The 25,591-nt window shown below is 67.7% G+C and carries 23 protein-coding genes; 11 read left to right on the forward strand and 12 right to left on the reverse strand.

Features of this window, described 5'->3' with window-relative positions:
• Window positions 1-143: 143 nt before the first annotated feature.
• Window positions 144-515: a hypothetical protein gene (locus tag ACFWPX_RS14335; RefSeq protein ID WP_378927781.1), complete on the reverse strand. Its 372-nt coding sequence runs from the start codon at window positions 513-515 to the stop codon at window positions 144-146.
• 414 nt (window positions 516-929) lie between these two features.
• Here ACFWPX_RS14335 and ACFWPX_RS14340 point away from each other — a divergent pair, with 414 nt between their 5' ends.
• Window positions 930-1,262 (forward strand): hypothetical protein, encoded by a 333-nt coding sequence (locus tag ACFWPX_RS14340; RefSeq protein WP_378919284.1) that lies wholly within the window; start codon window positions 930-932, stop codon window positions 1,260-1,262.
• Between the two features lie 19 nt (window positions 1,263-1,281).
• Window positions 1,282-2,763 (forward strand): RNB domain-containing ribonuclease, encoded by a 1,482-nt coding sequence (locus tag ACFWPX_RS14345; protein ID WP_378927782.1) that lies wholly within the window; start codon window positions 1,282-1,284, stop codon window positions 2,761-2,763.
• A 13-nt stretch (window positions 2,764-2,776) separates the two neighbouring features.
• On the opposite strand, the gene ACFWPX_RS14350 is transcribed toward ACFWPX_RS14345, so the two are convergent.
• From ACFWPX_RS14350 to panB, 4 genes are all read right to left on the reverse strand, one after another.
• The gene (locus tag ACFWPX_RS14350) at window positions 2,777-3,631 is read right to left on the reverse strand and encodes a CHAD domain-containing protein (protein ID WP_378927783.1); all 855 of its coding nucleotides are present in this window, start codon (window positions 3,629-3,631) and stop codon (window positions 2,777-2,779) included.
• Between the two features lie 4 nt (window positions 3,632-3,635).
• Window positions 3,636-4,598, reverse strand: coding sequence for a prolyl aminopeptidase (gene pip / locus ACFWPX_RS14355; RefSeq protein WP_378927784.1), 963 nt, complete (start codon window positions 4,596-4,598; stop codon window positions 3,636-3,638).
• On the reverse strand, window positions 4,598-4,996 hold the full coding sequence (locus tag ACFWPX_RS14360) for a hypothetical protein (protein ID WP_378919298.1): 399 nt from the start codon (window positions 4,994-4,996) through the stop codon (window positions 4,598-4,600). The genes pip and ACFWPX_RS14360 overlap by 1 nt, the downstream gene beginning before the upstream one ends.
• Window positions 4,997-5,138: 142 nt before the next feature.
• Complete coding sequence (gene panB, locus ACFWPX_RS14365; protein ID WP_378927785.1) at window positions 5,139-5,993, reverse strand: 3-methyl-2-oxobutanoate hydroxymethyltransferase; 855 nt, start codon at window positions 5,991-5,993, stop codon at window positions 5,139-5,141.
• Between the two features lie 200 nt (window positions 5,994-6,193).
• On the opposite strand from panB, the gene ACFWPX_RS14370 reads away from it, so the two are divergent.
• The 3 genes from ACFWPX_RS14370 (at window position 6,194) to ACFWPX_RS14380 (ending at window position 12,248) form a co-directional block, all read left to right on the forward strand.
• Window positions 6,194-7,726, forward strand: a complete 1,533-nt coding sequence (locus tag ACFWPX_RS14370) for an alpha/beta hydrolase (protein ID WP_378927786.1) — start codon at window positions 6,194-6,196, stop codon at window positions 7,724-7,726.
• Window positions 7,727-7,848: 122 nt separating this feature from the next.
• Window positions 7,849-9,189 carry a type I glutamate--ammonia ligase gene (gene glnA, locus ACFWPX_RS14375; RefSeq protein ID WP_378919303.1) on the forward strand — a complete coding sequence of 447 codons (1,341 nt, stop codon included), beginning with the start codon at window positions 7,849-7,851 and terminating at the stop codon, window positions 9,187-9,189.
• 38 nt (window positions 9,190-9,227) lie between these two features.
• A complete protein-coding gene (locus ACFWPX_RS14380) occupies window positions 9,228-12,248 on the forward strand; it encodes a bifunctional [glutamine synthetase] adenylyltransferase/[glutamine synthetase]-adenylyl-L-tyrosine phosphorylase (protein ID WP_378927787.1) in 3,021 nt (1,006 codons plus the stop codon).
• A gap of 58 nt (window positions 12,249-12,306) precedes the next feature.
• On the opposite strand, the gene ACFWPX_RS14385 is transcribed toward ACFWPX_RS14380, so the two are convergent.
• Window positions 12,307-12,510 (reverse strand): cold-shock protein, encoded by a 204-nt coding sequence (locus ACFWPX_RS14385; protein ID WP_056821080.1) that lies wholly within the window; start codon window positions 12,508-12,510, stop codon window positions 12,307-12,309.
• Between the two features lie 222 nt (window positions 12,511-12,732).
• Between ACFWPX_RS14385 and ACFWPX_RS14390 the strand changes: the two genes are divergently transcribed.
• Both ACFWPX_RS14390 and ACFWPX_RS14395 read left to right on the forward strand, forming a co-directional pair.
• A complete protein-coding gene (locus ACFWPX_RS14390) occupies window positions 12,733-13,755 on the forward strand; it encodes a hypothetical protein (RefSeq protein ID WP_378927788.1) in 1,023 nt (340 codons plus the stop codon).
• Between the two features lie 103 nt (window positions 13,756-13,858).
• Complete coding sequence (locus ACFWPX_RS14395) at window positions 13,859-16,372, forward strand: DUF262 domain-containing protein (RefSeq protein WP_378919309.1); 2,514 nt, start codon at window positions 13,859-13,861, stop codon at window positions 16,370-16,372.
• Here the strand turns inward: ACFWPX_RS14395 and ACFWPX_RS14400 are convergent.
• Window positions 16,369-16,650, reverse strand: coding sequence for a hypothetical protein (locus ACFWPX_RS14400; RefSeq protein ID WP_378927789.1), 282 nt, complete (start codon window positions 16,648-16,650; stop codon window positions 16,369-16,371). The genes ACFWPX_RS14395 and ACFWPX_RS14400 overlap by 4 nt on opposite strands.
• 61 nt (window positions 16,651-16,711) lie before the next feature.
• Here ACFWPX_RS14400 and ACFWPX_RS14405 point away from each other — a divergent pair, with 61 nt between their 5' ends.
• Entirely contained in the window at window positions 16,712-17,662 is a 951-nt protein-coding gene (locus tag ACFWPX_RS14405; protein WP_378927790.1) for an endonuclease/exonuclease/phosphatase family protein, read from the forward strand.
• 77 nt (window positions 17,663-17,739) lie between these two features.
• Window positions 17,740-19,185, forward strand: a complete 1,446-nt coding sequence (locus ACFWPX_RS14410; RefSeq protein ID WP_378927791.1) for a metallopeptidase — start codon at window positions 17,740-17,742, stop codon at window positions 19,183-19,185.
• A gap of 1 nt (window position 19,186) precedes the next feature.
• On the opposite strand, the gene ACFWPX_RS14415 is transcribed toward ACFWPX_RS14410, so the two are convergent.
• From ACFWPX_RS14415 to ACFWPX_RS14425, 3 genes are read right to left on the reverse strand one after another with little or no spacing between them, the layout of a single operon-like run.
• Entirely contained in the window at window positions 19,187-19,648 is a 462-nt protein-coding gene (locus tag ACFWPX_RS14415; RefSeq protein WP_378919316.1) for a 6,7-dimethyl-8-ribityllumazine synthase, read from the reverse strand.
• A 35-nt stretch (window positions 19,649-19,683) separates the two neighbouring features.
• Window positions 19,684-20,520: an alpha/beta hydrolase gene (locus tag ACFWPX_RS14420; protein WP_378927792.1), complete on the reverse strand. Its 837-nt coding sequence runs from the start codon at window positions 20,518-20,520 to the stop codon at window positions 19,684-19,686.
• Window positions 20,517-21,935 (reverse strand): M20/M25/M40 family metallo-hydrolase, encoded by a 1,419-nt coding sequence (locus tag ACFWPX_RS14425; RefSeq protein WP_378927793.1) that lies wholly within the window; start codon window positions 21,933-21,935, stop codon window positions 20,517-20,519. Before ACFWPX_RS14425 ends, ACFWPX_RS14420 begins: the two co-directional genes overlap by 4 nt.
• A 119-nt stretch (window positions 21,936-22,054) precedes the next feature.
• Between ACFWPX_RS14425 and ACFWPX_RS14430 the strand changes: the two genes are divergently transcribed.
• Window positions 22,055-22,798 (forward strand): DUF4191 domain-containing protein, encoded by a 744-nt coding sequence (locus ACFWPX_RS14430; RefSeq protein ID WP_378919322.1) that lies wholly within the window; start codon window positions 22,055-22,057, stop codon window positions 22,796-22,798.
• Between the two features lie 52 nt (window positions 22,799-22,850).
• Here ACFWPX_RS14430 and ACFWPX_RS14435 read toward each other — a convergent pair whose 3' ends face one another.
• Both ACFWPX_RS14435 and ACFWPX_RS14440 read right to left on the reverse strand, forming a co-directional pair.
• Window positions 22,851-23,234, reverse strand: coding sequence for a YrdB family protein (locus ACFWPX_RS14435; RefSeq protein ID WP_378919324.1), 384 nt, complete (start codon window positions 23,232-23,234; stop codon window positions 22,851-22,853).
• A gap of 45 nt (window positions 23,235-23,279) precedes the next feature.
• A complete protein-coding gene (locus ACFWPX_RS14440; protein WP_378919326.1) occupies window positions 23,280-23,735 on the reverse strand; it encodes an RDD family protein in 456 nt (151 codons plus the stop codon).
• Between the two features lie 288 nt (window positions 23,736-24,023).
• Here ACFWPX_RS14440 and glnA (ACFWPX_RS14445) point away from each other — a divergent pair, with 288 nt between their 5' ends.
• Window positions 24,024-25,460, forward strand: a complete 1,437-nt coding sequence (gene glnA, locus ACFWPX_RS14445; RefSeq protein WP_378919328.1) for a type I glutamate--ammonia ligase — start codon at window positions 24,024-24,026, stop codon at window positions 25,458-25,460.
• Window positions 25,461-25,591: the final 131 nt, after the last annotated feature.

Genomic DNA, 25,591 nt, shown 5'->3' on the forward strand with positions numbered 1-25,591 from the left:
CACGCCGGGGGACCCGGGTGGGGCCGCCGCCCGCGCGGGCCCCGGGGCTCCGCCCCCGCGGGGCCCGCGCGCCCCCCCCCCCCCCCCCCGCGGGGGGGGGGGCGCCCCCCGCCCCCCCCCCGCCTCGCTTCGCCGCAGAGGGCTCAGCACATCAGCTTGGACATCTGGTAGACAGCCGTGGCCTCTTCGGTGGTCGCGGCGGTGTCGCCGTTCTTGGCCGCCTTGATGATCGTGGCGATGGTGTCGGCCTCGGACTTGCCCGCCTTGATCTCGGAGCAGGAATGGTTCAGCACCGCGGCTACGGCGGCGTCGTCACGCCCCTGCGCCAGCTTGGGGAAGGCATTGCGGTAGCTCACCACGAACATGCCCGCCTTGCTTGCTTCGACCTGGAAGGTAGGCGCGGGGGTGGTGGAGGGGGCGGGGGAACCGGCGGAGGAAGAGTCGTCGCTGCAGCCGGCCAGAAGCAGGGCGAAGACGGTGGCGCTGGCCGCGATGGCGGCGGTAGTTCTACTCACGGAGCGGGATGCTAGCGGTCCAGGAAACACGCCGCTTCCCCTGTGGTTAACGGGAAGCGACATGTTCTGGATCGAAGCGGTGAGCTACCCCGGGTTAATCGCCAGTAGGTGCGCCCAATAGCTGGCCGCGTCCGGTCCGAGGATCGGCGACAGGTAATCGAAAATCAGCCACGACATACGTTCGCAAACTCCCATTTATCGACGTGAGTGCCGCACAACCCGGCAGCTGCCGAGTGCGCCGCCGCCACAGTAACAATTGCCCGCAATGTCGCGGCGTTCGTGTGTCGAGACGGCGAAATTGCGCGGGAACTCGCCGGGAACGTGAGCGAGGTCATAGAGTGATCGCCGTCGGCAGGGCTCGCTGCCACTTCCTCGGGCCCAACACATTCGATCGCGGAAGCAGGTCACATTTACATGCGGGTAGTTCGTTCCATTGTCGCCGGTGCACTGATCGCCGGAGCCGCTGCGGTTTTCGCAACGCTTGCCGCCGGTTCAGCGAGCGCGGTCGCGGTGACCCCGCTCGCAGGCGGGGTCCAGGTCGACCTCAGCCCGGCTGATACAGCCTGGGTGCACCAGTCCCGATTCGGCCTCACCGTGGCCGGTCTGCCGCATCCGTCGGCGGCCTCGTTCGGTCAGGCACTCGACGCGGCCGCGACCGTGTCCTCGGCCGTCCCCAACGGCCGGGTCACTTTCACGGTGTACGGCCCGCTCGATCAGCTCAACGGCACCATGCTCGCTCTGAAGTAGGACTCGCTACTCTGCGAAGATGGACTTCGAACACAGGACGAGTAGTTCGCAGGATCGGGGTCGGACCACTGGTCTCCAGCTCCATCAGCGGATCGTCTCGGCGCCGGTCGACTTCGGCGCCATCCGTTCCGAATTCGGATTGGCCTCGGAATATCCGTCCGAGGCCGTCTCCGAGGCCCGCGACGCGGTAGACGCGTTCGCGGGCACCCGGGTCGATCGGACCGATATCGAGTTCGTGACCATCGACCCGCCCAGCGCGCTGGATCTGGACCAGGCGCTGCATATCGAACGCACCCCCACCGGTTTCACCCTGCACTACGCGATCGCGGATCTCGGTGCGGTGATCGTGCCCGGCAGCGCGCTCGCCGCTGAGGCCGAAGTGCGCGGGCAAACTTTCTATCTGCCCGACGGCAATGTTCCGCTGCATCCGACGGTGCTGTCCGAGGGCACCGCGAGTCTGCTGCCCGGTGTCGACCGGCCCGCCGCGTTGTGGACCATCGAACTCGACAACGATGCGGTACCGCTGAGCTTCTCGGTGACGCGCGCGTTGGTGCGCTCTCGGGAGCGCTTCGACTACGCGCAGGTGCAAGCCGCTGCCGACGACGCGACGCTGCATCCGTCCTTGATCGCGCTGCCCGAATTCGGGCGGCTGCGGATCGAGGCGGGGTTCGAACAGGGTGCCATCTCGCTGCGGTTGCCGGCGCAGGAAGTGGTCTCCGACGGTGACGGCTGGCGCCTGCAACTGGAGCCGAGGACCGACGCCGACGACTGGAACGAGCAGGTCTCGCTGCTCACCGGAATGTGCGCGGCGCGAATCATGGTGGAGCACAAGGGAATCGGCTTGCTCCGGACGATGCCTCCGCCGCCGGGCAGCGCGATCGAATCGATGCGGCGTACGGCAGCGGCACTGGGGGTCGAGTGGCCCGCCGAGGTACCTGTGGGGCGGATGCTCGCCGGACTCGACGCGAATACGCCCGCGGCGCTGGTGTTGATGTCGGAAGCGACCGGGCTGTTGCGTGGGGCGAGCTACACGCTGCTCGCCGAACTCGACGATCCGTCACCGGAGCAGTTGACGCACAGCGCGATCGGGGCGCCGTACGCGCACGTGACGGCACCGCTGCGGCGGTTGGCCGACCGGTTCACCACCGAGATCTGCCTGGCCTACAGTGCGGGGGCCGAGGTGCCCCAGTGGGTGGTGGACGGGTTGAAGAGCGCCGCCGAGACGATGCGGCGCACTGATGCGGTGGCCAACAAGGTGGATCGTGCGTGCGTCGATCTGACCGAGGCCACTGTCCTCGCACCTCGAGTCGGCACCGAGTTCACCGCGGTGGTTCTGCGTGAAGCCAACGGTTCTCGGCCCGCCGAGATCTTCGTCAGCGAACCGCCGATCCTCGCGCGGTGTGAGGGGAAGCCGCCGGAAGGTAAGACGGTCGACGTACGGTTGGCTGTCGCTGATCCGGTAACTCGGACTATCGGGTTCGAATACGACAGGGCGCGTTGATCGTTGGGGACCATCAGTTCGCGGAGATAAAGGCGGCGGCCGCGGGGTAGTGGGCTATCGCGCGGCCCGCGGCTGCTTCTTCGGTGTCGGCCAGTAGTTCGTAGACGGTGGCCGCGGGGCCGTGCGTGGCCGCGCCCACGACCAGGATCGCTTCGCGGGATTCGACGGCGTCTCGGTGGTCGCCGAGGACGGATTGCAGGCGTTTGGCGCGGGTGCCGAGGTCGGCGGCGTCGGGGCCGAGGACGGTGGTCGCGGCTTCGCAGGAATACCGTAAACGCTTGGCGCCCTTGCGGATGTCGTGGAGCAGTTCCACGCGATCGGCGGGGGTGGCGGTGGGTTCGGCGAAGACCAGCTTGCGCAGGCGTTTGCGGTCGCGGCGCAGGACTCGGCCGAAGACAGCGGTCGCGTTGTCGCGGGCGAGTTCCGGGGCGAGTGGGGGATCGGTGCGCCAGGTTTTCAGGACTTTGCGCAGGCGGCGGTAGCGCTTGTCATCGAGTGCGCTCAGCACCTCCGCGTGGGCATCGGTGTAGGCCTTGCGGGACGCGCCGACCAGGGAATCGGTGACCTCGGTCGGGACCGTGTCGTAGCCCGACAGCAGGTCGGTGAACCGTTCGGCGCGGACCTCGGCGTCGCGGGCCACACCCAGCAGGTCGGCCAGCCACTTCAGCTCCGCTTCGGTGGCGGCGGACTCGTCGGCGTCGAACAGCGTGCGGTAGGAGCGCAGGACGCTGCGCAGCCTGCGCGTGGCCACCCGCATCTGGTGCACCGAATCGTAGGCATCGGCGCGAACGTCGGGCTCGGCGGCGAAAAGCCGGTCGATGTCCTCGCGTAGTGCCGCGACGACGGCTTTTCCGGCCTCGATCGCCATGGTGTCAGCCTCGCTTTCCGAACGTGTCGGTCGCCTCCACCAGGTGGTGGGTGATGCCGGGCTCGTGCGCGGTGTGTCCGGCGTCCTCGACGATGTGCAGGGTCGAGGACGGCCACGCATTGTGCAGATCCCATGCGCTCACCGCGGGGCACACGATGTCGTGGCGGCCCTGCACGATCACGCCGGGGATGTCGGCGATCCGATCTATGTCTGCCAGCAACTGTCCCTCGTCCAGGAATCCGCCGTGGCGAAAGTAGTGGTTTTCGATCCGGGCGAAGGCGAGGGCGAAGCGTGCCTCGGCGGTTTCGGCGACCCGATCCGGTTGCGGGAGCAGCGAACTCGTCGCACCTTCCCACGTCGACCAAGCGACCGCGGCATCGAGTGCGACCTGCGGATCGGGGGAGTGCAGCAGCCGGTGATACACCTCGACGAGGTCGTCATCGCGTTCCTCGGCGGGCACCGGCGCCAGGAATTTCGCCCACTCGGCAGGGTAGACAGTGCCCGCGGCACCGTTGTAGTACCAGTCGATTTCCTTGCGCCGCAACAAGAAGATGCCACGCAACACCAGTTCGGTCACCCGCTCCGGGTGCGCCTGCGCATAAGCCAGGCCCAGGGTCGACCCCCACGAGCCGCCGAACACCTGCCAGCGCTCGAGCCCGAGGTGCGCGCGCAGCGACTCCATGTCGGCGATCAGGTTCGGCGTGGTGTTGGTGTCCAGCGGTGCCCCATCGGCGATGTGCGGCATGGACTTTCCGCAGCCGCGCTGATCGAACAGCACGATCTTGTACACGGCCGGGTCGAAGAAGCGCCGCTGTAGTGGCCCGGTGCCACCACCGGGCCCGCCGTGCACGAACACCACCGGCTTGCCGTCGGGATTGCCGCTGACCTCCCAGTACACCGACTGGCCGTCGCCGACTTCGAGCAGTCCCTGCTCGAACGGTTCGATCTCGGGGTAGAGGGTGCGCATCAGAACGCCAATCCCGCGGCGAGGGAGGGCAATTCGAGGGCGGTGAGCGCCTCGGTCCGAACCTCGGGGCAGCTGTCGGTGGTCACCCGGTCGATCATCGCCTTGTCGGCGAGCACGTGCCCGTTGATGCCACCGTTGCGAAAGCCCCAATCGTGCACCATGGCGTTGAGCGAGATCCGCCCGAGCGTCGGCCCCTGCACCCGGAAGTTCGACAGCTCGGGCCGGATCATGTCGCACAGTTGCGCGGCGGAGGAGGGGCTGATCGTCAGAGTCCCGGCCGGAGCGGTGGTAGTCGCAGCGGCCGAGGTGCTGGTGCCCGCGCTGCCGGTCGAAGCAGGCGGCGCGCCTCCACACGCGGTCAGCCCCGCGACGGTGAGTACACCCGCCGTGATCAGCACAGAACGAGAAATCCAACGGCGTTGCGGCATCGGTACCTCTGCTAGTCGAAGACTGTCATCTTCGAGTCTGCCATCAGCCGCGGACATGCACCTTTCGCACGCAACGGCCGCCCCCTCGCGGGAGCGGCCGCACGGGTCGATCTCAGAAGCTGTGTTCGGGGCCGGGGAAGGTGCCCTGGCGGACTTCGGCGGCGTAAGTGGCCGCGGCGGTGCGCAGCTCGTCACCGACGTTGCCGAAGCGCTTGACGAACTTGGCGGTCTTGCCGCTGGTGTAGCCGGCCATGTCCTGCCAGACCAGCACCTGGGCGTCGCAGTCGGCACCGGCGCCGATGCCGATGGTGGGGATGGTCAGCTTGCGGGTGACCTGGCCCGCGATCTCGGCGGGGACCATTTCCATGACCACCGAGAAGGCACCGGCTTCCTGCACGGCGATCGCGTCGGCGACCAGCTGCTCGGCACCGTCGCCACGGCCCTGGACCCGGAAACCGCCGAGGGTGTTCACGCTCTGCGGAGTGAACCCGATGTGGGCCATCACGGGGATGCCCGCGGAGGTGATCAGCGCGATCTGCTCGGCGACCCGTTCGCCGCCCTCGAGCTTCACCGCGTGCGCTCCGCCCTCCTTCATGAAGCGGATGGCGGTCGCGAGGGCCTGCTGCGGCGAGGACTCGTAGGTCCCGAACGGCAGGTCGGCGACCACCAGCGCGTGCGGTGCGCCGCGGACGACACCGCGCACGAGCGGGATGAGCTCGTCGACGGTGATCGGCACGGTGGTGTCGTAGCCGTAGACGACATTGGCGGCGGAGTCGCCGACCAGGAGCACGGGGATACCGGCTTCCTCGAACAGTCGCGCGGACGAGTAGTCGTAGGCCGTCAGCATCGACCAGCGCTCGCCGTCGACCTTCATCTGCTGTAGATGCTGGACGCGGGTCTTGCGGCGTGGTTTGGCTTCGACGGGAGTGGCACCGTAGGCAGGACTCTGCTCATCGGATACGGACATCATCGTCCCTTTCGTCTGGTTCCTCGAGGCCCATACCGGGTCCCCGGGCTTTTCTGACCATCCCAGTGTGCCACCCGCGCCCGCACGGGTTTAAGGCCCGGCGCCGGTGTGATCGGTCACATCAGGCGATTCGGCTACCGTGATGCGAGCCCGTTCGGGCGCATGGTGTGCGCCGCAGGGCGCGGAAAGGTGGGCCAACTGTGCAGCGAGGCCGGCTCGTCGTGCTCCTCGGCGCTGTCTCTGCGTTGATCGTCACCGGCTGCGGCATCGGTGAGGAGAGCGCACCGCGCGCCGAACTACCCCCGCCACCGCCGGGCCTGAACACCTTCTACGACCAGCAGATCAGCTGGGGTTCGTGCGAGGGCTACGGCAGCCCGGAGGACCGGCTGCCGCCCAAAACCGAGTGCGCGCGGATCACCGTGCCGATCGATTACGCGCGCCCGGACGGCCCGACCGCCCAGATCGCGCTCTCGCGGATCCCGGCCACCGGCGAGAAGGTCGGCTCGCTGCTGATGAACCCGGGTGGACCCGGCGTCTCCGGCCTGTCGATGATCACCGTCGGCAACCGCACCGAACTGGCGGAGAAGTTCGATCGGGTCGGGTTCGATCCGCGCGGTGTCGGCTCGTCGCTGCCCGCGATCGTCTGCCTGACCCCACAGCAGGCCGACGCCGAACGCGCCGAGCCGCCCACCGACAACACCCCGGCAGGCATCGCCGACGCCGAGGCCGAAAACCGTGAATACGCCGACCGCTGCGCCGAGCGCTCGGGTGTCGACCTGCTCGGACATGTCGGCACTCGCGAGGTGATCCAGGATATGGATGTCATGCGGGCGGTCCTGGGTGACGCGAAGCTGAGCTATCTCGGCTACTCCTACGGCACCCGCCTCGGCTCGGCCTACGCGGAGAAATACCCGCAGAACGTGCGCGCTCTCGTCCTCGACGGAGCCGTCGACTCCTCGCAGGACCCGGTCCAGGAATCGTTGCGTCAAGCAGCGGGCTTCCAAGGCGTGTTCAACGCCTACGCCACCGACTGCGCGAAGAACGCCGACTGCCCGCTCGGCACCGACCCGGCTCAGGCCGTGACCCGGTTCCGCGAGCTGGTCGGCCCACTCGAGCAGACCCCGGCCGCGACCGCCGACCCGCGCGGTCTCAGTTACAACGACGCGATCACCGGCGTCCAGCAGGCCCTCTACAGCGACGACCTGTGGCAGATCCTCACCCAGGGCCTGTCCGAATTGCGCGGTGGAAACGGCGACACCCTGCTGCAACTGGCCGATATGTACGACGGCCGCCGCCAGGACGGCACCTACGCCAACACCCAGGATGCCTTCAACGCGATCCGCTGCGTCGACGATCCCCGCATCACCGATCCCGCGGTGACCGGCCGTCAGGACACCGAATACCGCAAGGCCGCCCCGTTCCTCGATGACGGCAGGGGCACCGGAGCCGCCCCGCTGGAACTGTGCGCCGCCTGGCCGGTGCCCAACACCAGCACCCCGCATCGTGTCTCGGCTCCCGGACTGCCGCCCACCGTCGTCGTCTCCACCACCGACGACCCGGCCACGCCGTATCAGGCGGGTGTCGACCTGGCCGCGCAGCTGGGCGCCGACCTGATCACCTTCCGTGGCAATCGGCACACCGCCGCTCTCGTCGCGGGCGATCAGTGCCTCGACGCCGCGGTGATCAGCTACCTCGTCGATCTCGCCACGCCCGCTCCAGGTCTCACATGCTGAGAGCCACATTCGGCTCACCGCGCCCCGTCGTGGCCGGTGAGATGTGCGAACGATGTGACGCGATCGCAAACCCGTCTGCGTATGTAACACGGATTTAACGCCGGGTGCTTACGCTCGCCGGTATGGATCGCCAGAAGGAATTCGTGCTGCGGACGCTCGAAGAGCGGGATATCCGTTTCGTCCGTCTCTGGTTCACCGATGTGCTGGGCTACCTCAAGTCCGTGGCCATCGCTCCCGCCGAGCTCGAAGGCGCTTTCGAGGAGGGCATCGGCTTCGACGGCTCGGCCATCGAAGGCTTCGCGCGCGTGTCCGAAGCGGACATGGTCGCCCGGCCCGATCCGTCGACTTTCCAGGTGCTGCCCTGGGCCAGTTCCAAGGGCCACCAGCACTCGGCGCGGATGTTCTGCGACATCACCATGCCCGACGGTTCGCCGTCCTGGGCCGACCCGCGCCACGTGCTGCGCCGTCAGCTGAACAAGGCCGCCGACGCGGGCTTCAGCTGCTACGTGCACCCAGAAATCGAGTTCTTCCTGCTGAAGAACCAGCTCAAGGACGGCTACGAGCCGACCCCGGCCGACAACGGCGGCTTCTTCGACCAGGCCGTGCACGATTCGGCACCGAACTTCCGCCGCCACGCCATCGACTCGCTCGAATCGATGGGCATCTCGGTCGAGTTCAGCCACCACGAGGGCGCTCCCGGCCAGCAGGAGATCGACCTGCGCTACGCCGACGCGCTCTCGATGGCCGACAACGTGATGACCTTCCGCTACCTGATCAAAGAGGTCGCGATCGACGAGGGCGTGCGCGCGACGTTCATGCCCAAGCCGTTCTCCCAGTACCCCGGCTCGGCCATGCACACCCACATGAGCCTGTTCGAGGGCGAGAACAACGCGTTCGCCGATCCCGACGATCCGAACAACCTCTCCGGCACCGCGCGCTCGTTCATCGCGGGCATCCTCGAGCACGCCCCCGAGATCAGCGCGATCACCAACCAGTGGGTCAACTCCTACAAGCGCCTGATCCACGGCGGCGAAGCTCCGACCGCGGCGTCCTGGGGCCGGTCCAACCGGTCGGCGCTGGTGCGGGTGCCGATGTACACCCCGAACAAGTCGTCCTCGCGGCGCGTCGAGATCCGCAGCCCTGACTCGGCCTGCAACCCGTACCTGACCTTCGCGGTGCTGCTTGCCGCCGGTCTGCGCGGTATCGAGAAGGGCTACGACCTGCCGCCCGAGGCCGAAGACGACGTGTGGTCGCTGACCGACGCCGAACGCCGCGCCATGGGCTTCCGCACCCTGCCCGGCACCCTCGACGAGGCCCTGCAGGCGATGGAGCGCTCGGAGCTGGTCGCCGAAACCCTCGGTGAACACGTCTTCGACTTCTTCCTGCGCAACAAGCGCCGCGAATGGGCCGACTACCGCTCGCAGGTCACCCCGTGGGAGCTCAAGGAATACCTGAGCTTGTGAGGTGACACAGTCGGTGGCCGACCCTGTAACTTGGGGCTATGGTCCGGCCACCGACTGCCCGCTCCGCTGTACCCGGCGTCGGCCGGCTCGGTTTACTCGAACCGACGGCGGCGGCTTCGCTGCGCCAGCTCGGCTGGGACAATGTCGACGGGGTGCCCGTGCTCTGGGCACTGTCGCGTTCGCCCGATGCCGATCTCGCCTTGTCCACCCTCGTGCGGCTGCGCGAATCTCTCGAAGACGAATGGCCGGAACTGGATTCGGCGATCCGTTCCGACACCACGTTGCGCGGCAGGCTGTTCGGCTTGCTCGGGTCGTCGACGGCGTTCGGCGACCATCTCGTCGCTGTCCCGGCCTCGTGGAAAGTGCTGCGCCGGAACGAACTTCCCGGCCGTGACGAGCTGATCGCCGATCTGCTCGACGCCGTCGACGCCGTCGACGCGGAACCGGAGACCGGACCCGACGCGGGGTCGATGCTGTTCCGTGCCGGTATCGCCGGTCCGGAGGCGGTCGCGTTGCTACGCAGCAGGTATCGCGATCAGCTGATGCTGCTTGCCGCGGTCGACCTCGCCTCCACGGTCGAGAACGAACCGGTCCCGCCGTATCTGGTGGTCGGCAGGCATCTGTCGGATCTGGCCGATGCCGCGCTCACCGCGGCCCTGTCGGTCGCGGTGGCCAGGGTGTGCAAGAACGGCCCGGTGCCGGTGCGCCTCGCGGTGATCGCGATGGGCAAATGTGGTGCGCGAGAACTGAATTACGTCAGCGATGTCGACGTGGTGTTCGTCGCCGAACCCGCCGACGCGACCGCGACCCGGCTGGCCGCGGAGATGATGAGTGTCGCCGGCTCGGCCTTCTTCGAGGTCGACGCCGCACTGCGCCCCGAGGGTAAGGCGGGCGCCCTGGTGCGCACCCTCGACTCGCACCTCGCCTACTACAAGCGGTGGGCGCGCACCTGGGAGTTCCAGGCGCTGTTGAAGAACCGGCCGATGACCGGCGATCTGGAGCTCGGACGGCAGTATCGCGACGCGCTGATGCCGATGGTCTGGACCGCGTCGGAACGCCCCGATTTCGTGGCCGACGTCCAGGCCATGCGCCGCCGGGTCGAGGACCTGGTCCCCGCCGACCTGCGCGAGCGCGAACTCAAACTCGGTGCCGGCAGCCTGCGCGATGTCGAATTCGCGGTGCAGCTCTTGCAATTGGTGCACGGCCGGGTCGACGAGGCGCTGCATGTCACCAACACCGTCGAGGCGCTGGCCGCCCTGGCCGCGCGCGGCTATGTCGGCCGCGAGGACGCCGCCAACCTCACCGCCTCCTACGAATTCCTGCGCCTGCTCGAACACCGCCTGCAATTGCAGCGGCTCAAGCGCACCCACACCCTGCCCGCCGCCGACGACGAGGAGGGCATGCGCTGGCTGGCCCGCGCCGCCCACATTCGTCCCGACGGCCGCCAGGACGCGGTGGGCGTGCTCGACACCGACATCCGCCGCAATGCCGTGCGGGTGCGGCGCCTGCACGCGAAACTGTTCTACCGCCCGCTGCTGGACGCGGTGGCCCGGATGGACTCCGACGCGCTGCGCCTGAGCCCCGACGCCGCCGTCCGCCAGCTCGCCGCCCTCGGCTACGGCGCACCGGCCAATGCGCTCGGCCACCTCAAAGCACTCACCGGCGGCGTCTCGCGCAAGGGCCGCATCCAGGCACTGCTGCTGCCGACGCTACTCGAATGGCTCGGTGACACACCGAATCCCGACGCGGGCCTGCTCGCGTACCGGCGGGTGTCGGAGGGTCTCGACGACCAGATCTGGTTCCTGCGCGAACTGCGTGACGAGGGCGCGATCGCCCAGCGCCTGATGATCGTGCTCGGCTCCTCGGAGTACCTGCCCGACCTGCTGATCAACGCGCCCGACACCATCCGCATGTACGCCGACGGACCCGGTGGCCCGCAGCTGCTCAGCACCAACCCCGAAGACGTCGCCCGCGGCATGCAGACCGCGGCCGCCCGCTACGACGACCCGAAACGTGCTGTCGCGGCGGCACGTTCACTGCGCCGCCACGAACTCGCCCGGGTCGCCTCGGCCGATGTACTCGGCATGCTCGACGTCCCGCAGGTGTGCGCGGCGCTGTCGTCGGTCTGGGTCGCGGTGCTCGAGGCGGCACTGTGCGCGGTCATCCGCGCCTCGGAGGCCGAACGCGGTGGACCGGCGCCCGCTGACTTCGCGGTGATCGGCATGGGCAGGCTCGGCGGGATGGAACTGGGCTACGGCTCCGACGCCGACGTGCTGTTCGTCTGCGATCCGCGCCCCGGCGAGGACGAGGCCACCGCCGTGAAGTGGGCCAACGGGATCGCCGAGAAAGTCCAGCGACTGCTCGGCGCGCCGAGTGTCGACCCACCGTTGCAGGTGGACGCGGGTCTGCGCCCCGAGGGCCGTAACGGGCCCCTGGTTCGCACGCTGGCCGCCTATCAGGCCTACTACGCGCAATGGGCCCAGCCGTGGGAGGTGCAGGCGCTGCTGCGCGCGCACCAGGTGGCGGGCGATCAGGATCTCGGCGTGCGCTTCCTGCACGTCATCGACCCGATCCGCTACCCGACCGGTGGGGTCTCGGAGGAATCGGTCCGCGAGATCCGCCGGATCAAGGCCCGCGTCGACTCCGAACGCCTCCCGCGCGGCGCCAACCCGTCCACCCACACCAAACTGGGTCGCGGCGGTCTGGCCGATATCGAATGGACCGTCCAGCTGCTGCAGTTGCGCCATGCGCACGAGGTCCCCGCGCTGCACAACACCTCGACCCTGCAGTCGCTCGACGTGATCGAGGCCGAAGGCATCCTCGAACCCGAGGACGTGGCGCTGCTGCGTGAATCGTGGATCGCCGCCACCGCCGCCCGCAACGCCCTCGTTCTGGTCAAGGGAAAACCGACCGACCAGCTCCCCGGACCGGGGAAACTGCTGTCGGCGGTCGCCCGGGTAGCGGGCTGGCCCAACGACGACGGCAGCGAATTCCTCGACACCTACATGCGCGTCACCCGGCGCGCTAAGGCGGTCGTCGAGCGCGTGTTCGGGGGATAGTCCGGACATGAAAAAGCCCCGCACCACTGGTGCGGGGCATTTTCAGTTCACGCCGAAATCAGATGGCGCGGACGTCCTGGGCCTGCGGGCCCTTCTGGCCCTGGCCGACCTCGAACTCCACCCGCTGTCCCTCTTCGAGGGACTTGAAGCCCGAGCCGCCGATAGCCGAGTAGTGAACGAAGACGTCGGGGCCGCCTCCGTCTTGGGCGATGAAGCCGAAGCCCTTTTCGCCGTTGAACCACTTGACGGTGCCTTGAGTCATGTTTTAAAAGTCTTTTCCGTAGGTGAGCCATGGCGATCACTTGCGATCAGCCCAGTCTCAGCAACCCAGTATGCCATACTCGCCAGCAAACCGCGCCTAGCAGTTTGTCGCACCGCTGTCTGGGCGGAGTTTGGCGTGGGAAACCGGCGTGTCGTCTCGGCCGGCAATCCCATCTGTGCTCCCTTTTCACATCGCGTCGCGGACTGTGTCACTGTGAGCGGTATGGGTGAGATGAACGAGGGGCGCGGCGGGCACGTAGACCTGGCCATGCGAGTCCTCGACGCGCATGTGGCGTTCACCAAGCAGCAGTTGCGCGAGCCCGCCGGGTTCCTCGAGTTCGTCACCGAGGAGGTCGACGGCGCGCTCGACGAGGCCGCGGTGCTGACCCTCGCCGAAGCGGTCACCCGCGAGCAGATCAAGGCGGTCGCGCACAAGTTCGCCGTGCAGGTTCCGGTCGAAGGGGCGATTCCCGAACTCGTCGGTGAGATCGCCACCCGTCTGTACAACCATCGCGCCAACGACGAGATCGAGGTGGGCGAGCTCGTCGACAACCGCCGCTTCGACGAGCTGGTCGACGCCGTCGCCGATCTCGACCTCACCCACCGTCTGGTGCGGCTGGTGCTCAACAGCCCGGTGACCGTCGACGCGTGCGTCGAGGCGGTCCAGCGCGCGGTGGTCACCGCGGTCGACGACGGCTTGCACCCAGACGGGGGAGGGCTGGCCCGCACGTTGCGCGGCGCGCTGTCGCGGTTGGCCGAACCCGCGATGCCCGTGATCGAGAGCGGTGTCGGCAGGCTTACCCGCACCGGCGCGCGATTCGTGTTGCGCGGCAACAGCAGTGACGCCGACGAGGTACTGCTCGACAGCGCCCGCGAGACCTGGCGCAAACACACCGGCGACACGGTCGGCTCGTTCCGTGATCTGGTCTCGGCCAACGATGTCGAAGACATCGTCGTGCTCGTCTTCGAATTCTGGCGCACCTTCCGCGATACCGACTATTTCCATGCCCTGCTCGACGAGGGCGTCGATCACGTCTTCGACAAATACGGCGACACCCCCCTTGCCGAATTGCTGGCTGAGCTGGGCGTAGGGCGCGCGGACATGATCGAAGAGGCGCTGCGTTTCGGCCCGCCGGTCCTCGAAACACTCGACGAGCGTGGTTATCTCGACACCGTGCTACGCCGCAGGCTGGCTCCGTTCTATGCCTCGGACGCCTTCCGTGCCGCCGTGGCCGGGACAGGGTAGGCACACCAGTTCCGTTCGGCCGCTGGCATGTCGGGATGTGTCGGTACGATTCGTGCAACGATGGGGCGCTTGTCCGCCACCGGATCTCGATCGAAAGGCTGCCGTGACACGTCTGTCCACCCTGCTCGACCAGATCGACTCCGGTGCTGTGTTGCTGCCCGAATTCCAGCGTGGCTACGTCTGGAACCGCGACCAGGTGCGTGGGCTCATGCGGTCGCTGTATCTCGGGTATCCGGTCGGTGGGTTGCTGGTGTGGGAGACCGGGTCCGAGGAGATCGCGGTGCGCGGGTCGACGACCGGCTCGGGGCTGCGGCAGTTGCTGCTCGACGGGCAGCAGCGCATCACCACGCTCTACGGGATCGTGCGCGGGACGGCGCCGTCGTTCTTCGAGGGCGACGAGATCGCGTTCACCGGCCTGCATTTCGATGTCGAGCGTGAGCTTTTCGAATTCCAGGTGCCGGGTCGCGATACCGCGCCCGCGTGGATCGACATCACCGAACTGTTCGCCCAGGGCCCGATGCACTATCTGTCCAGGTTCCCCGACGAGTCGCCGGAAACCCTTGCCCTCTATCTCGATCGGCTGAACAAGGTTCGCGAGGTCACCAACCGCGAGTTCAATGTCGAGACCATCACCGGGTCGGATCGCACGGTCGACGAGGTGGTCGACATCTTCAACCGGGTCAACTCCGGCGGCACCAAACTGTCCAAGGGCGACCTCGCGCTGGCCACCCTGTGCGCGCAGTGGCCCCAGGCCAGAGGCAACCTGCGCGATCACCTGATCCGCTGGGACAAAGACGGCTACACCTTCACTCTGGACTGGTTGCTGCGCAATGTGATCGCGGTCGGCAACGGGCGCGCGCATTTCGACGCGCTCGGCGATCTGGAGCCCGCGGAGTTCGAGAAGGCGCTGGTCGACACCACCGAACAGGTCGACACCTTCCTCGATACCGTGGCGGGCAGGCTCGGTCTCGATCACGACCGAGTCCTGATGGGCCGCTACGCGATTCCGGTGATCACCCGGCTGCTGTTCCTCAACGGCGGCCGGTTCGACGACGATCTGCACCGCGACCGGGCACTGTACTGGTACGTGCATTCGGCACTGTGGGGCCGGTTCAGCGGCTCCACCGAGACCTTCCTGCAACAGGACTACGACACCCTCGAACGCGGCGGCATCAACGCGCTGATCGGCTCACTGGAACGGCTGCGCGGCGGCTCGCTCGACCTGTGCGCCGACGATTTCGCCGGCGCCACCCGCGGCTCCCGGTTCTATCCGCTGCTGTATCTGCTCACCCGCGTCGACGGTTCGCGCGATCTCGGCACCGGCTCGGAACTGGGCATCGAGCAGTTCGGCGAGCGCACGCCGGTGCAGGTGCACTATCTGTTCCCGAAAACCCTGCTGCGCGACGCCGGTTACGAACGCAACGAGATCAACGCGATCGCCAACTTCTGCTTCCTCAGCCCCGGTTCGGAGGCCGAGCTCGGCGAGCGCGAGCCCGCCGACTACTTCGCCGAGGTGGAGCGCCGCAACCCGGGCGTGCTCGCCTCACAGTGGATTCCGACCGACCCGGCGCTGTGGCGGGTGGAGAACTATCGCGAGTTCCTGCGGGCACGCCGCAAAATGCTCTCCGCCTCGGCCGATGCCTTCCTCGAGAAGCTGCGCACCGGCAAGCTGCACCGCCCCACCCTGCTGACGGTGGGTGTCGCCGGGGTGACCGTCGGCGATCCCGCGGTGGACCAGGTCAACGCACTGGTCGACGACCTCGTCGCCGACGGCTTCGGCTTCCCGCTGCTCGACAGTGAGGTCTCCGACCCGGTCACCGGCCGCGAACTCGCTGTCGCCGAAGCCTTTTGGCCCGAGGGCTTGCAGCCGGGTGTCGGCATGCCGGTGGTCCTCGTGCTCGAACCGTCCAATGCCGACCTCACCCGCTTCGCCCAGCTGGGCTACGCGGTGTTCACCTCCGTCGACGCCCTGCGCGGCTACGTCGACAACCTGCGCGTGGAGGCCTCCGGAGACACCGGCGTCGACGGCCCGGCCGGAGACCTGGCCGCACTCGCCGACCGTCTGCCCGCCACCTGGGTCGGCAATTCCGAACAGGTCTGGTTCCGCTTCGCCTGGAACCAGCTCGAGCACGACCGCACCGACGGCCCCGACGCGCTGCTCGGCCCCGAACAGCTCGCCCTGCGCTACATCGCCCTGTGGGCGCTCACCCGCACCTTCTACATCCACGCTTTCGACCAGGGCAACCCCGGCGAATGGCGCTACTACCTCGGCGACGCCATCGGACCGAGCCCCCTGGTCCCGCGTGCCTGGCTGGCCCAGCGCGCCGTCGAATCCGGTGCGCTGGCCCCCGGCATGCCCCCCGGCGACGAGGACATCGCGATCGCCCTCGTGCACGGCGTCCTCGAGACCGTCGACGAGGTCGCCACCGCCCTGTCCCACATTCTCGGCGGCCCCGGTCTCTTCGCATCCCTGTGGGCGTCGGCGGGCGCGGCCGAGCACTACGGCTACCCGCTGTCCACCGATCAGATCAACGACCTCATCAACCAGGTGGTCAACGACCCCGAGTCGCGGAAGATCCAGGCCTACAACTGGATCGAGGCAGGTCTGCCGCTCTAGCGCTCGCCGGTCGCGCGCTGGAACGTCGTGACGAAGTCGGTCAGCGCGGTGCGGTCCTCGAGGCCGGTCGGCCGGTAACCGCGATCGGCTTCGACGGTGATCGAGGTGCCCGCGCGCACGGGCAGCTCGTCCCAGCAGACCGGGAGAACCGGCAACTGCACGGTGCGCTCGCCGACGGTCAGGGTGATCGCCGAGGTGTATTTGTTCGCGACGGTCATCAGCTCCTCGACTGCCTGCTCGGTGAGCGGTCCCGCGGCGGCGAATTCTTCGATATACACGGCCACCACTCTTCAAGACACTCACAAGGGATCAGAAAGCGGGGCCGCTTAGGGTGGCCGCATGATGCGTAAATGGGTGGAACGAGCGTTGCTCGTCCTGGGGTGGGGCGCGGTGGCCGCGGCGGTGGTCGGGATCGTGTTGCACGTCGTGGACTGGAGTCAGAAGTCGATGGTGTTGCTGGCGTCGGGGGCGATGTGGTTGATGCTCGGCGCGGTCGTGGGGCTGGTGCTGATGCTCCTCGCGCGGGGATGGCGCAGCTCGGGGGCGGCGGTACTGGTGCTGGCCGGTGCCGCGTGGTTGGTGGTGCCGTCCTATATCCCGGAGGCCAGGGCCGCCGAAGGGCCGGAACTGGTGGTGCTGCAGTCGAATATCCTCTTCGGCCAGGCCGACCCGGCCGCCGTGGTCGGTGCGGTGCGTGACAACAACGTCGACATCCTCACCGTCGAGGAATTGACCGTCGACTCGATCGAGGGTTTGCGCGGGGCAGGGCTGGAAGAGCGTCTGCCGTACTCCTATCTGGAACCCGCCCAGTCGGGCGGTGGCGGCACCGGCATCTACAGCCGATACCCGTTGCGCGACACCAAGAAATACGACGGTTTCATCATGAGCAATATCTCCGCGACGATGGACCATCCGCAGCGTGGCCCGATGCCGGTGTTCGCGTTCCATCCGATCCCGCCGAATATCGACTTCGCCGCCTGGTCGGCGGAGATGCGCAGGGTCGACGAGATCCTCGCCGCGACCAGCGCACCCGCGATCGTCGGCGCGGATTTCAATGCGACACACGATCATTCGGCCTACCGGGCGTTGCTCGACGGTGCCTTCGCCTCGGCCGCCGACCAGACCGGCGACGGTGTCCTGCTCACCTTCCCGGCCGATCGCCGGTGGGGTCCGGTGATCGGGATCGATCACATCCTCGTCGCAGGTGGGGTGGCAGAACAGATCCGCACCCTCACCATCCCCGGCTCCGACCATCGCGCGGTGCTGGCCACGATCCGAATGGACCTGTGACAGTGGTCGTTTAACATGTGAGCGCTCGATAGCGGACCGTTAGGCGTCCGCGTCATTTTTTCCGGGGAGGACAGCGCATGAGAAGACATCGGTTCGGCGCGACCATGGCAGCTTTGGTGAGTATCGGCATGCTCGTATCCGGTTGCGGCGCGACAACTGTCGCCAGTGACCAGGCGGTGGCGGTCATGGACAACCCATGGGAGGTGGCAGGCGCGGCGTCGTCCACCGGCCCCAGCGGGTCGCGTCCCGGTGTGCCCGACACCGACAAGAAGGCCGACAACGGCGACAACGGCAAGATCGACAAGCTCGCCCTCAATGCCATCGCCGACATCGAAGAGTACTGGCAGACCGAGTATTCCAAGACTTTCCGCGGCAACTTCAAGCCCGCCTCGAAGTACATCTCGTGGTCGGCGAAAGCGCCGGAATCGGAGTCGGTGCAGTTCTGCAAGAGCAGCACCTACAAGCTGGTCAATGCCGCCTACTGCCCGCTCGACCACACCATCGGCTGGGACCGCACCGTCCTGCTGCCGCTGCTGGTCGACAAGTACAAGGAGATGTCGGTGGTGATGGTGCTGGCCCACGAGTACGGGCACGCCATCCAGTCCCAGGCCGACCTGCTGCGCGGGTTCCTCACCGATGCGCTGGTCAAGGAACAGCAGGCCGACTGCCTGGCCGGTGTGTTCCTTCGCCATGTGGCAGAAGGCAATTCGAAGCACTTCACGCTCAACACCACCGACGGGCTCAACGGCGTGCTCGGCGCGACCGTCGCCGTGCGTGACCGCGACCCCAATGATCCCGACGCCGTGCACGGTTCGGCGTTCGAACGGGTCACGGCGGTGCAGATGGGTTACACCCAGGGCGCCAAGTCCTGCAAGGACATCAACGAGGACGAGATCGAGAAGCGTCGTGCCGGTCTGCCTGTCACCTTCGAAGAGGGGGAACGCGACGAGCAGCTGCCGGTGAACAAGGAGACGCTGACCAACCTGGCCGCCCAGCTGGGCAAGTCGATGCCGGTGAAGAACGCGCCGAAGTTCGACTACGCCGGTGTCACCCGCAACTGCGCGTCGACGACCACCACCGAGCCGGTCTCCTACTGCCCGGGCTCCAACACCATCGGCACCGACATCCCCGCCATGGCCAAGCGCGCAGGCGAGGGCGCGAGCACCAAAGAGGAGCCGCTGTCGGCGGTCGTCACCGGCGACTACAACGCCGCCGCGGTGTTCGTGTCCCGCTATGCCCTCGCGGTGCAGCAGGATCGCAAGCTGTCACTGTCGGGTGCCGATTCCGCCGGCCTGCGCACCGCGTGCCTGACGGGCGTGCTCACCACGAAACTCAGTGAGCCGAGCAGTGATCCGCGTCTGTCGGCCGGTGACCTCGACGAGGCGGTTTCCGGCCTGCTCGCCGACGGCCTCGCGGCCGCCGACGTCAACGGCAAGGTGGTGCCGAGCGGGTATCAGCGCCTGGAGGCGTTCCGCACCGGCGTCCTCAGCGGCGAACAGGCCTGCCTGAGCCAGTTCAAGTAGCTCAGCGAGAAGCGGGCAGTGACCGCAGGGAGCTGAGGGTGTTCGCCACCGCGCGGGCAGCCTCGGCTCCCTTCGTCACGAAGTGGTTGGTGTAGTAGTCCACGTGCTCGCTGTGCTCGTGGAAGTGGTGCGGGGTGAGCACTACCGAGAACACCGGCACATCGGTGTCGAGCTGCACGCGCATCAGGCCGTCGATCACCGCGGAGGCGACGAAGTCGTGGCGGTAGATGCCGCCGTCGACGACGAGGGCCGCGGCGACGATCGCCTCGTAGCGACCGGTGCGGGCCAGGCGCTGGGCGTGCAGCGGGATCTCGAAGGCGCCCGGGACGTCGAACACCTCGACGACCTCGGGGTCGAACCCGAAGCCGGTGTATTCGGCGAGGAAGCCCTCGTGCGCCTTGTTGACGATGGAGCTGTGCCAGCTCGCGCGGATGAAGGCAACGGCGCCGGAAGACGTGGTCATGAGTGGTGAGTCTACTAGGTCACCCGCGCGAGAACTTACTGATCGGTAACATGGGTCGACAGCCAGTCGGTGACATCGCCGAGCACCTGCGCACGCTCGGGTTCGTTGAACACCTCGTGGTAGAGCCCCGGGTAGCGCAGCACCGTCACATCGGTCGAGCCCGCGTCGCGTTCGAGCAGATCGGCGCTCGACGGCGACGCGATCGTGTCGGCGGTGCCGTGCAGCACCAGCAGTGGCGCGGTGAGCGCGCCGAGGCGCCGTTTCACCAGCGCGGTGTGTTGCAGGATCTCCACCGCGGTACGCGCGGGCAGCTTGCCGCGGAAGACCAGCGGGTCGTCGTCATAGGCGCGCACCACCTCGGGATCGCGGCTGATCGTAGACGAATCCAGGGTCAATACCCCGAGATTCGGCGCGAACCGGGTGAGCAGGGGAGCGGCGAGGCGCTGGATCGGGTTGCCGAGCGGGATGTCGAGGGGCGGCGCGGACACGATGACGCCCGCCACGTCGACCGGCCCGCGGGTGGCCAGGTGCAGGACCGCCAGGCTGCCCATCGAATGTCCGAGCACGAATCGAGGCACACCGGGATGGGCGGCGCCCGCGACATCGAGCAGCGTCGCGACATTGTCGGCGGCGCCCTGCATCGAACCGATATTGGCAGCCGGCCCCTCGGACAGACCGTGGCCGATGTGGTCGAGCGCGTAGACCGCGAAGCCCGCGTCGGCCAGGGCCGCGCCGACGTGTTCGTAGCGGCCCGAATGTTCGGCGACGCCGTGCACCAGTACCACCACCGCGCGCGGTGCCGTCTCGGGTTGCCATGCGCGCCAAGCGATCTTGCCGCCGTGGCCCGCGAACTCGCCGGTGTCGGTCGTCATCGGGGCGCTCCTCCTGCTTCGGGCGCCGCGGCGAGCCGCTCGATGAGACGCCGATTGAACTCGATCAGCCGAGCGTAGTTGAGTCGTGAGATCCGCTCGTCGGTTCCGTGGATCCGTTCCAGATCCGCTGAGGTCAACACGATCGGCGCGAAGTTGCAGCGGGTCGCGGCCAAGCCGTCGTAGTGGCGTGAATCGGTGGCGCCGGGCACGATCCCGGTGGTGGTCACGATCCCGGGCACCACACTCGAGGCCAGCTCGGCGACCATGTCGAACGCCGGGCCCGGCTCGTTGAACCGGGAGGGCTCCGACGCCGGTCCGACGAGGTCGATCGCCACGCCGATATCGCGGATCACCCGGGTGCAGTGCGCCAGCACCGCCGCCACCGAATCACCGGGCAGGATACGGAAATTCACCAGTGCCTCAGCGCTCTGCGGGAGCACATTGGCCTTCACGCCGCCGCTGATCACCGTGGGCGCGGTGGTGGTGCGGACGAGGGCCTCGGTGGTCGGGCCCGCCGCCATGATCCGGGCCAGGAGCGGCCCGGCCAGTTTGGCCAGCCCGCGTGAGTCGGCGAGCTCGAGCAGTCTGCGTCGTGGTTCGGGCAGTGACTCCCGCATGCGGGCGAGCATGTCGCTGATCACCGGAGTCAGCCGCAGCGGCATCGGATTGTCCTGCACTCGCGCGACCGCACGCGCCAGCCGCCCCACCGCGGTCTGCTTGCCGGGCATCGAGGAGTGACCGCCCGCCTCGGTGACCGAAAGCCGTACCGTCGCATAGCCCTTCTCGCCGAGCATGATGCTGGCCACCGGCCGGTCGACCCCGTCGGCGACGCCCTCGGTGATCACCCCGCCCTCGTCGAGCAGTAGCTCCGCGCGCACTCCCTGCTCGCGCAGGTGCTCGGCCATCCGGACCGCGCCGCCGTCGCCGAAGACCTCTTCGTCGTGGCCGAAGGCCAGGAACATGGTGTGGCGTGGGCGAATTCCGGCTGCCACTGCCGATTCGACCGCTTCCAGGACGGCGAGCATGCGGCTCTTGTCGTCGATCGCGCCACGGCCCCAGATGAATTCGTCGTCGACGACCCCGGCGAACGGGGGGTGGGTCCAGCGCTGAGCGTCGTCGACCGGCACCACGTCCTGGTGGGCGAGCAGGATCGCCGACACCGCGCCCGGTTCGACGCCGTCCCAGCGGTAGAGCCTGCTGTGGCCGAAGCTCGTCAATGTCAGTTCGGCGTGCAACAGTGGGAACGACGACTCGAGATGGGTGGCCAGGCGCGCGAACTCCGCGTCGGCGGTGTGCGCGGGATCCTCCGTCGACACCGTCGCGCACTGCAACGCGACGGCGAGTCGGCGTGCGACCTCGTCGTCGACGCCCTCGGTGACGGGGGACGGGGCGGGGTTCTCGGTGATCGGGCGCATCTCTGTCATTGTGGCCCGTGGCGGGGTCCTTCGCCCACCGAAGGCGCCCGAAACGCCGGGATCGTGGTGCGGTGTGATGCGGTCAGACGCCCCGGCGGCGCGCCATCTAAGCTGGCATCATGGCAGGAGGCAAGGGCGGCAAGCCGTCGAAGGAAGCCAGGGCCGCGGCTAAAGCGGCCCGTAAGCAGGCATCACGCGAGCGTCGTCAGCAGTTGTGGCAGGCGTTCAACATGCAGCGCAAGGAAGACAAGGCGCTGCTGCCGCTGATGATCGGCGCACTGGTCGGCACCACGGTGGTTTTCTTCCTCATCGGGCTGATCTTCGACATGCAGTGGTTCCTGCTGCCGCTGGGTCTGCTGCTGGGTGTGCTGCTGGCATTCATCCTGTTCGGGCGCCGCGTGCAGAAGAACGTGTACCGCAAGGCCGAGGGTCAGGCGGGCGCCGCCGCGTGGGTACTGGAGAACCTCCAGGGCAAGTGGCGGGTCGCCAACGGCGTCGCCGCGACCACCCAGCTCGACGCCGTGCACCGCGTCATCGGCCTGCCCGGGGTGATCTTCGTTGCCGAAGGTTCCCCGCAGCGGGTCAAGTCGCTCATCGCGCAGGAGAAGAAGCGCACCGCCCGCCTGGTCGGTGACACCCCCATCTACGAAGTGATCGTCGGCAACGAGGAAGGCCAGACTCCGCTCAAGGAGCTGCAGAAGTACCTCACCAAGCTGCCGCGCAACATCGACGTCAAGCGGATCGACCAGATCGAGGGCAGGCTCACGGCCCTCAGTTCGCGCAGTGGTCCCGCGATGCCGAAGGGCCCGATGCCCCCCGGCGCGAAGATGAAAGGCATGCAGCGCGCGATCCGTCGCCGCTGACCTACTCCCGTCACGAGCCCGTCACCCAGCCAGGTGACGGGCTCGCGGCGTTTCAGGCGTCGGTCGAGCGGCCGGTCAGCAACCACAGCACCCGGTCATAGGCCAGCAGGTGATAGCCGACGAGAACGGCCGCCGAGATCAGCGCCAACCGCGGAAGGGCCGCGCCCCACAGCGCCGCGGCCCCGCCGAACAGCACCGCGAACTCGACGCCGAGTCGCACCGGACCCGGCACCGGCACCGGAGCGCCGCCGCTGCGGCTCGGATCATCGGGGACCGCGAACACTCCCCACAGCAGCGCCGCCGCGACCGGCAGCACGACGACGAGCAGATATCGCCAGGGGGAATCGAAGGCACGCCAGCCGAGCACTCCGAACGAGGTGATGGCGACCAATTCGAGCAGGAAACGCACGGCCAGCAAGGCCGGATTCAGTGACACGGCCTGATCGTATGGCCGCGCGCCACCACGAGCAGGCCCAACGGCTCAGCGGGCGTTGACCAGCGACGTCCCGGTGGCTTGGTCGTGCATGCCGCGTCCGTCGGCATCGGTGAACAGCGCGGGCACGATGAACACCAGCAGCACCTGTCTGGCCAGCGCGCGCACGAACCCGACTGCCACCGGTGCGTCGATGCGCATTACCCGCAGCTTCATGAAGTACTGACCAGGGGTGAACCCGAACAGCGTCACCGCGGCCACACCGACCACGAACCACACCAGCAGCGGCACCGACGAGGACACGAAGCTGCGGGTGATCACCGCCGCGATCCCGACCGCGATGAACCAGTCGAGGAACAGCGCGACGACGCGGCGCCAGGTGGGGGCGAGTGAACCTGCCCCTTCGCGAGGCAACCCGTACAGCTCACCGGGGTAGCCGGAGATGTCCGGGTCGCCGGGTTCGCCCGGGGATCCGGAGAGCCATGTGCCGGTAATACGCGCCATGGCTCCAGGATAGTGGCGCGCGATCGGTCGCCCACGACCGCATTAATGGAGGTCACGTCAGCGCGCGATCGCGCGGATGGCAGGATTAGCCTGAAGGTCGCGCCCGGATGGCTGACATCACCCAGGCATCCGGTTCGCGTAACACTGGCGAAACACAGCCTTGACTGTTGGGAAACACCGCGTCCTTAGCGTCAGGTCGCGACGAACCCCTTCGTAGCGACTGCTATGCAGGTCGCTCGAAAGGGCCAGCATCGCGACTGGCTGGGAACCGATTCGTAAGGAGAGCAAGTGACGTTCAGCACGGCCGAAGAGGTCATCCAGTACATCAAGGAAGAGGACATCGAATACGTCGATATCCGCTTCTCCGACCTGCCCGGCGTCCAGCAGCACTTCTCGATCCCGGCCAAGGCGTTCACCGCCGACCTGGCGGAAGAGGGTCTGGCGTTCGACGGCTCCTCGGTGCGTGGCTTCCAGTCGATCGACGAGTCGGACATGCTCCTGCTCCCCGACTTCAGCACCGCGCGGATCGACCCGTTCCGTGCCGCGAAGACGCTCAACCTGAACTTCTTCGTGCACGACCCGTTCACCCGTGAGGCGTACTCCCGCGACCCGCGCAACATCGCGCGCAAGGCGGAGGAGTACCTGCGTTCGACCGGTATCGCCGACACCGCTTTCTTCGGCGCCGAGGCCGAGTTCTACATCTTCGACGGCGTCCGTTACGGCTCCGGCATGAACGGCTCGTTCTACGAGATCGAGTCCGTCTCCGGCTCGTGGAACACCGGCAAGGAGTTCAACCCGGACGGCAGCCGCAACCTCGGCTACAAGGTCCGCAACAAGGGTGGCTACTTCCCTGTCGCCCCGTACGACCACTACGTCGACCTGCGCGACAAGATCTCGACCAACCTGCAGAACGCGGGCTTCGAGCTCGAGCGCGGCCACCACGAGGTCGGCACCGCCGGTCAGGCCGAGATCAACTACAAGTTCGGCACGCTGCTGTCGGCTGCTGACGACCTGCAGCTGTTCAAGTACATCGTGAAGAACACCGCGTGGCAGGAAGGCAAGTCTGTCACCTTCATGCCGAAGCCCCTCTTCGGCGACAACGGCTCGGGCATGCACGTGCACCAGTCGCTGTGGAAGGACGGCAAGCCGCTGTTCCACGACGAGGCCGGCTACGGTGGCCTCTCGGACCTGGCGCGTCACTACATCGGCGGCATCCTGCACCACGCCCCGTCGCTGCTGGCGTTCACCAACCCGACCGTGAACTCGTACCACCGTCTGGTGCCGGGCTACGAGGCCCCCATCAACCTGGTGTACTCGCAGCGCAACCGCTCGGCTGCCGTGCGTATCCCGGTCACCGGCAACAACCCGAAGGCCAAGCGCATCGAGTTCCGCGCGCCTGACTCCTCGGGTAACCCGTACCTGGCCTTCGCCGCCATGATGATGGCAGGCCTGGACGGCATCAAGAACAAGATCGAGCCGCTGGCCCCCGTCGACAAGGACCTCTACGAGCTCCCGCCGGAGGAGGCCAAGAACATCCCCCAGGCCCCCACCAGCCTGGCCACGGTCATCGATCGCCTCGAGGCGGACCACGACTACCTCACCGAGGGCAACGTCTTCACGCCTGACCTCATCGAGACGTGGATCAACATCAAGCGCGAGAGCGAGATCGCTCCGGTCAACCTGCGTCCGCACCCGTACGAGTTCGAGCTCTACTACGACGTGTGATCCTGATCTGCGGGAACGGGCCTGATCGGCCCGTTCCGTCCGCAGTGGGTACGCAGTAAAACGGTTTCGAGTCCGGGGGGGGGGCGGGGGGGGCGGCGCCCGCGCGCGCGCCGCGCGCGCGGGCGGCGCCC

Origin of the sequence: Nocardia sp. NPDC058518, from assembly GCF_042719655.1 — a bacterium.
Taxonomy (GTDB): domain Bacteria; phylum Actinomycetota; class Actinomycetes; order Mycobacteriales; family Mycobacteriaceae; genus Nocardia.